We start from the raw sequence: 4,867 nt of genomic DNA, 5'->3' as shown, positions 1-4,867 counted from the left end.
GAACTTAAAGGAAAAGTAATCGCACGCTTTGAGGATGGAATGCCTATAGAAGAAATTGCCCTAAAGTCGCATGTTTCTGTGGATGAAGTAACGGAAATCCTGAAGGAGAAAAAACTTATTACGGAATAATCTTGAAGATGAATACTCTATAGGGATTCTAATTTCATGAACGAATGGTGGAGTATACAATCCGAAATCATGGTGTTTTCTAGCAAACTATCTTGCATACCGGCCCGCTGATGGCAAGATTTGTTCTCCTGTACTACACGATGAATTTCTACAATTTATGTAAAACAAAGGCGTTCCCATGAGCGCCTTTTAATTTTGCTTATTCGTATTATACACAAGAGAAATACCTTGGTGGTCTTTTTGATTTCACACTTTGTTTTGCAGAATAAAAGAAGGGATTCTACAGAATATATAAAATATGATACAAATTTTCTTTTTCTATTGAAGGGGATTCTTGAAAAGTCCTTGCCTTTTCACCCGGTACATTTAAGCTGATACAATTCAGCATTTTCAAAGCCATATTCGTGACATTATCACGGATATGTTGATATAATTCTCGTTTTGCGATATTATGCAAATATAAACATATCTCATGTTTAAAATAGTTAAAATCTCTGTTTGTGATAATGTATTAACCGATTTAAACACAATACACGTTTAAATCGGTTGACTTTGGAAAAATCCTATGCTACTATAATTTTACAGATAGGAGGTATGCTATGAAAATACTGAAGATTTCTGCAGAAGGGTTATCACTTTTTGACGGAAAAGTTGAAATTGACTTTTTTGCTGAGCAAAGAGTTTTTAATGATAATTGTGATATGCTCGCAAATGTATTTGGGAATATCTACACCAATAATGTCATTTCAATTGTAGGTATTAATGCATCTGGAAAGACATCGTTATTGAAACTGATTTCTTTTGCTATGGAGCTTATCAACGGACAATCATTAAATAACATTATTAATCGTGATGTTTTAACAGAATCTAAGAATGTCGTTTTTGAGATTATTTTTTATGATGAACAATATGGAGTTTGCAAACTCAGATCAGAGATAGTTACAGAAACCAATAAGAATTTAGAAAAACGCCTTGTGTTTGCAGATGAAAAGATATGGGCAAAAAAGGTTTCAAAGATTAAGTCCAAGAAAGATATTTCAATATTTGATGACAATGATTTGCTTAGAGAACGCGATAATAACGCAGAGTTTTTGCAGGATGATACAAGTATAGTTATTTCAATCAGTAAGAATAATAAACTTTTTGTAAGCGATTTAGTAGATTATACAAATATTAATGTTTTAAGACTGATTGGTAATTTCCCCCATGAGTTGATTACATTTTTGGATCCCAGCATTGAATCTATTACATACGATAATAAGAGCGGTGAAGCTAAACTCAAATTTTATGGTCGTGAAGAAATATCGCTTTCTTCTCCCATGCAGTGTGAACGATATTTATCATCAGGTACCGTAAAAGGACTTAATGTTTTCATTTGTGCAATGATGGTTATCAATCAAGGTGGTTACCTCTTAGTTGATGAATTAGAAAATCATTTTAATAGAGAAATAGTTGCTACATTATTTAGATTTTTCACAAGATCTGGTGTTAATAAAAATGGCGCCACATTGGTATTTTCAACACATTATTCAGAACTACTTGATGAATTTGAACGATCAGATGATATCTATATTGTCAGGAACAGAGAGGGAATCACTTCTCAGAAATTATGTGATGTTCTAAAAAGAAATGATATTAAAAAGAGCGAAGCATTCAAAAGCGGATACCTTGAAGGTACTGTCCCTATGTATGATGCTTATATGGATTTAAAAGATGTATTTATGAATAACACAACTGTATTGGGGGATAATTAATGGCAGAAGAAAGTCTTATTGCTTGTATTTGTGAAGGTTCTGCCGAGCAGGCAATTATCAACAAGCTGCTTGATGACGATAAACTGATTTTTAAACGTTCAGATCTTTTGGATAGAGAAGTCTTACGTTGCCGTAGTGCCAGAGACTTCGAAGATAGATACCTGGGAAAAGGATTTAAACGTAAAATAACGGTTTATAGAATCCTCGACTCTAGAAGAGAGAACTTCAATTTACGCGCAGCATATAAGAATAAAGTTGATGTAGTTAATGTCATAACCGCACCGGAAATAGAAATGCTCGTGATTATTAATGAGGGTAAATTCAATGAGTATTCAAAACACAAAAGTAGTGTTAAGCCTAGCGTGTTTTGTAAGGATAATCTAAGGATGCCTAACGTTAAGAATTTATCCTTCGTATCAGATTATTTTTCGGATACTAATACATTAATATCTGCCATAAAAGAGTACAAAAGGCTATCATATATTCCCAAGGATGAAAAATGCCTACTTGATATTCTAAAGTAAATAAGAACGGGATCTGGTTTTCCAGGTCCCGTTCTTACTTTATCTAAGCATCTATTTGTCAAAAATACAAATTTCAGCCCATTTTCATTTCACCCATTGCATTTTTATGAGCGAATATTCACCCTATCATTACATTTTTATGAGGGAATATTCCCCTCACCCTTACAATTTTATGAGGGAAAGTTCCTATACCGCAGTTTATGTTGATACAAAGAGCTATATATGTATACATGTGGATACCTATGTAAATCGCATAGATGATATCTAGACTATACCTTCGTATAATATCTTTTCTCCTATTTGAATCTTTTTTACGCCGGGAATCTTTTTTTTGTTAAAGCTGAAACTCAACATATATCCAGTATCTAAATTCCAATAATCTAAATACTCTATAATTTGCTTTTCTCCTGCGCTATTGTATTTTTCACCGTGCCAAATTTTAAGTTCTATAATGTAGCGTTTTCCAAGATAATGAATGACGATATCCATTCGCTTTCGCGTTCTGGTCTGCTCTTCAATACTATAAGTTCCTGTTCCGTTTAGGATAGGCGAAAGATATGTAAGGAATTTTTCTCGGCCTTCCTCTTCAATGAATTTTCTTTCTGCTTCCTCATCATTAAGGTTTCTTATATATTTTTGTGTTTCAATAAAGCGTTTCATTATTAGGGGTATATCAAGCTCACCATTTTTAATGAATTCCGGTTTATTATCTAGTGCATTTCCCCGCATTTCCTCAGAAAATTTGCTCTCGCCAATATAGTATTTATATAGACGCATTTCAAATATTCTGTTGGCGACTACGATTGTGTTGTCATTGCTTCTGGTTATAAATCCAAACATCATAAGCTGTTCTTGCTCTTTATTGTCTGGTAAATATTCAATCGTTTCGCCTTGTAATAGTATTCTTCTTAATTGTAATTTTAATCGCTCATAATTCTTGAGTTTGCTCATCAAAGAATCAAATAATGTATTTGATTCTGTTATTATCTTTTTTACAGCTTCCTCAACTCCGTCACATGTCCAAGCAGCCTCCTTGCCAATCGAACTGCATATATCAGTATCAATCAATTGGCATATTCTGCTGACAAGAAATGGATAGCCATTTGTATAATCATGGATCTTTCTTGCAACTTCATCTGTACACATACCTGTATTATGGTCTGACTCATATTCATCAAGCATTCCTCTAATCCCTGTTTCAGATAAGCTCATATCTACATTAAAAGGTTCTGCTATATTCCAGGGACTGTTTTCCTTATGCTCTTTATCTGGACGGATTTTCATTTTAAGGTGCTTTACATCTGTCACTCCTGCAAGGATAACGGACTGAAATGCCGGAATACCATCAGTTTCTCTTCCTATATATAGGTCCCTTAATCCTGCTAGAAAATCGAGAAATACTTGATTATTAGTTGCAGAATCTACTTCATCAATTATTAGTACAACGCCTCTATCTGATTTATTTATCCATCGCTTCATTATCCTAAAGAAATCATCAAGCTTAATTTTTTCAGGGGATGCTTCATTTAACATTGCAAGAGCAGTAATTGTTTCTTCAGGAATTTCGATCTTTTCGAATTCATGGCAATCGATAATTATACGAGCCATTGCTTGTGAAAAAAACGCTTCATTTTCAAAGACATCTGCGCCAATGCTTTGAAAATCTAGAGATAAAACCATATATGTGGATTCTAGTTTTTTCCTAAGTGCAGTTAGAGTCGTAGTTTTTCCATATTGCCTTGCCCTATTGATGGTAAAATATTTCCCTCCATCAACAAGTTTTTTTATCTCTTCAACTTTTTCAGAAATATCCACCATATAGTGTTTTGATGGTATGCATACTGCTGTAGTATTGAATACTTTCATTTTCTTCCTCAAACCTCAGATATTCATATTTTTTCGTATCAAAATATGAATTCATTCTATAAAAACAGGATATAAAGCATTAATAGTATCTTGTGATTAAAAGTCGTGTTGTGTGTAGGATGTTCTCTCCCTATCAAATTGGATTTTCACTAGTCTGCAATAATCACAATCTGTTTTTTTTAAACAGTAAAAATAACATACATGCCTAATTTCATTATAAGTTATTCAATATAATTCTTCTAGTAGCGTAATTTTTAAGGACCGCGTAAATTTACTGTAGGATTTAATAGGTTAAAGAAACCTTGATATGCCTAAGCATCAGCTGGCATCTATAGATACGGAAATTCTTTATCCGCTCCATTTAAGCTAACATTGATAGATATGTATGTCAAGGACAAGCCAACGGTGCATCCATGCATCCTTGACATACATATCTATCAATGCACTTATGTTATCATGCGGATAAAGGATTCCCTTGGCTTTTCAAGCCGTTACAAAGTCCATATCCCACTATTAAAATACAACTGCTCCTTTGTCTGGAGACTCAGTTTATGATTCATGGCTTCATAGTATTTTCCAACGTTTCCATGTGTA

At 33.4% G+C, this 4,867-nt stretch carries 3 protein-coding genes; 2 read left to right on the top strand and 1 reads right to left on the bottom strand.

Features of this window, described 5'->3' with window-relative positions; all coding sequences use genetic code 11:
• Positions 1 to 728: 728 nt before the first annotated feature.
• Both T501_RS19655 and T501_RS19650 read left to right on the top strand, forming a co-directional pair.
• Positions 729 to 1,883 carry an AAA family ATPase gene (locus tag T501_RS19655; protein ID WP_044917264.1) on the top strand — a complete coding sequence of 385 codons (1,155 nt, stop codon included), beginning with the start codon at positions 729 to 731 and terminating at the stop codon, positions 1,881 to 1,883.
• The gene (locus T501_RS19650; protein ID WP_044917261.1) at positions 1,883 to 2,407 is read left to right on the top strand and encodes a hypothetical protein; all 525 of its coding nucleotides are present in this window, start codon (positions 1,883 to 1,885) and stop codon (positions 2,405 to 2,407) included. Before T501_RS19655 ends, T501_RS19650 begins: the two co-directional genes overlap by 1 nt.
• A gap of 264 nt (positions 2,408 to 2,671) precedes the next feature.
• On the opposite strand, the gene T501_RS19645 is transcribed toward T501_RS19650, so the two are convergent.
• Positions 2,672 to 4,273, bottom strand: a complete 1,602-nt coding sequence (locus T501_RS19645; RefSeq protein WP_044917259.1) for an AAA-like domain-containing protein — start codon at positions 4,271 to 4,273, stop codon at positions 2,672 to 2,674.
• Positions 4,274 to 4,867: the final 594 nt, after the last annotated feature.

Origin of the sequence: Butyrivibrio sp. WCE2006 (genome assembly GCF_000701985.1) — a bacterium.
Lineage (GTDB): Bacteria > Bacillota > Clostridia > Lachnospirales > Lachnospiraceae > Butyrivibrio.
Note: the sequence above shows the minus strand (reverse complement) of the source record. Positions and strands in the feature narration are given on the sequence as shown.